Raw genomic sequence first — 1621 nt, 5'->3', positions numbered from 1 at the left:
CGCATCACCGCGGGCATCCCGCGGGAAGCAAGCGGCAACAATCGCAAATCGGGCTCAGCCGGTCGGTGCCGTGGATTCCACTGTCTGGCTAGTTGTGGAGATGGGTCGAAGGCCGACGAGTTGAGCGGCCCGCTTCATACACTCCAGCGCCGGCTCGACAAGCCCCAACTGCTCATAGGCGACGCTCAGCTCACGCCATGCGCGGGAGGTCTCGGCCCAGTTCTCCGTGTTCTGCAGTTCTGCCAGCGCCCGGTTCAACATGGCAACAGCCGTCTCGGCATCGCCCGCATCCCGCAACAGAGCACCCATGATGCAGAGGTTGTGGGCTCTCATCACATGCTGATTGGGGGACATCATCGCGATAGCCGCCTCAAAGTCCTCCAAGGCGACAAATATGCTTTCAGTACGCGCGCGCAGCTCCGCCAGGGTGGCGCGGACAGCAGCGACGCTGTCGATGGCGCCGGCCCGCTGCAGGACATCCTCCACCAAGCCGCAGCTCGAGCCAGGCAGCGGCGTTGGCTATCTCGGCCTGGGCGATGGGGAGGTTGCCTGCCCGCGCGTGCGCTAGTGCCTCGCGCGCGGACATCACTGCCAGTTCGTCCTCGCCCTGGCTCTCATATGTCATCGATTGCACCCAGAGGGCGCTCGCCCGCGCCCACGGTGTGGTTGCCTGCTCGATCGTCCCGCGGCACATGGCCAGTGACGCCGCGTAGTCGCCGCGCAGAGCAAGCAGAGTCGCGGTGGACCCGCGAATGGTGACGCGCAGGTCGTCCAGCACCGGGTTGCTGCGCGGTGTGGGCAGGCGCAAGGCGTGTTCGGCCGTCGAGATCGCGCGCTCGAGCCAGCCCGTGTAGCGCGCGCAGGCGCAGGCTCCGCGAACCGCGCGAAGATGCTCCTCAGTTCCGTGCTCGAATATGTCCGCGAGTTCAAGGAACTCTTCCTGAGCCCGCTGGTAGAAGCGCGTTCGCTGGTCTACCAGGGCGCGCGCAAGTCGGCGCAGGGGCGTTGCTGAGGCATCGGGGTCGGCCGCAACCAGGGCGCTCGCGCTAGCGATGTCGCCGACTTCCGTGGCTGCCACCACTTTCAGCAGCAGGTCACGGTCCTGTGCGTCCTGTCCTCGCCCGGCGCCGAGCCGCTCGAGCAGGGCATCGAGCAGTTCCCCGGAAGGGACTCTCCGGCCGCTCTCAATCAGGGAGATGTAGGCGGCGCTGACAAGCCCCTCGGCGAGTGCGGCCTGAGTGATGCCTGCGGCTTGCCGCAACCGCTTGATTGTTGAACCGACATCAACGTCTGACACGCCGCAAGCCTAAGACTTAACCAGCGTAACAATCAGTAAGGTTTTGCCCAACATTCATATGCCTCGCAGAATCGCGATGGACCGCCAAGGAGGCGTAGATGACGTTGAAAAATCGCTCAATTCTGATCGCGCTGGTCACCTCGATGCTTGCCGCGGGGGTCACTCAGGCTGCCACAGCGGCGACGGCGCGGCCCGTGAAACCAGCGGCAGGCATCTGCACCCTCGACGCTGGTAACAATGGCCGCTGCTGCGACGGCATCAGGGCCGCGGGCTCATAGCAGCCACTTGAGAATCCTCGCCTGCACCGGGGTTACGGGGGTACCT

At 65.2% G+C, this 1621-nt stretch carries 2 protein-coding genes; both read right to left on the bottom strand.

Features of this window, described 5'->3' with window-relative positions; translation table 11 throughout:
* Positions 1 to 54: 54 nt before the first annotated feature.
* Positions 55 to 489, bottom strand: coding sequence for a tetratricopeptide repeat protein (locus tag EB084_25000; protein ID NDD31522.1), 435 nt, complete (start codon positions 487 to 489; stop codon positions 55 to 57).
* Positions 401 to 1297 carry an XRE family transcriptional regulator gene (locus EB084_24995; protein ID NDD31521.1) on the bottom strand — a complete coding sequence of 299 codons (897 nt, stop codon included), beginning with the start codon at positions 1295 to 1297 and terminating at the stop codon, positions 401 to 403. The genes EB084_25000 and EB084_24995 overlap by 89 nt, the downstream gene beginning before the upstream one ends.
* Positions 1298 to 1621: the final 324 nt, after the last annotated feature.

Source organism: Pseudomonadota bacterium (genome assembly GCA_010028905.1).
Classification (GTDB): domain Bacteria; phylum Vulcanimicrobiota; class Xenobia; order RGZZ01; family RGZZ01; genus RGZZ01.
Note: the sequence above shows the minus strand (reverse complement) of the source record. Positions and strands in the feature narration are given on the sequence as shown.